The following is a 409-nucleotide window of genomic DNA, read 5'->3' as shown; positions in this document are numbered from 1 at the left end:
AAGCCGGTCTTGACCTAAGCAGCGAGACGCAAGTGCCGCATTATGCGGTATCCGGCGGCGGGAAGTTTATGGCGGCGGGCAGCAGCTCAGGCATACAGCTTGCCGAGAGATCCAAGCGGACCTATCGGGGCAGCCTTGAGCTGGGCGGATCGAACGGATCGTTGTCCGTGATCAATGAACTGCCGCTGGAGCAATATCTGTACTCGGTCGTTGGCGGAGAGGTCTCTTCGAGCTGGCCGGCCGAAGCGCTTAAAGCGCAGGCGGTGGCCGCCCGAAGCTATGCGCTTGCGCAAGGGGCGCGGTTCGATATTGCCAATGTCGTGGATACTACGCTCAGTCAAGTATATAACGGCATCGGAACCGAGGCGGCTTCGGTTACATCGGCGGTGGATGCTACGGCCGGAGAGGT

At 60.4% G+C, this 409-nt stretch carries 1 protein-coding gene; it reads left to right on the top strand.

The window, feature by feature from the left end:
* A partial coding sequence (locus L692_RS30265) for a SpoIID/LytB domain-containing protein (RefSeq protein ID WP_036725677.1) occupies positions 1–409 on the top strand: 409 nt, incomplete at both ends.

The organism is Paenibacillus forsythiae T98, assembly GCF_000520735.1.
In the GTDB taxonomy this organism is placed as follows: Bacteria; Bacillota; Bacilli; order Paenibacillales; family Paenibacillaceae; genus Paenibacillus_AQ; species Paenibacillus_AQ forsythiae.
The sequence above is the reverse complement of the archived record's forward strand: the minus strand, read 5'-3'. Positions and strand labels throughout refer to the sequence as shown.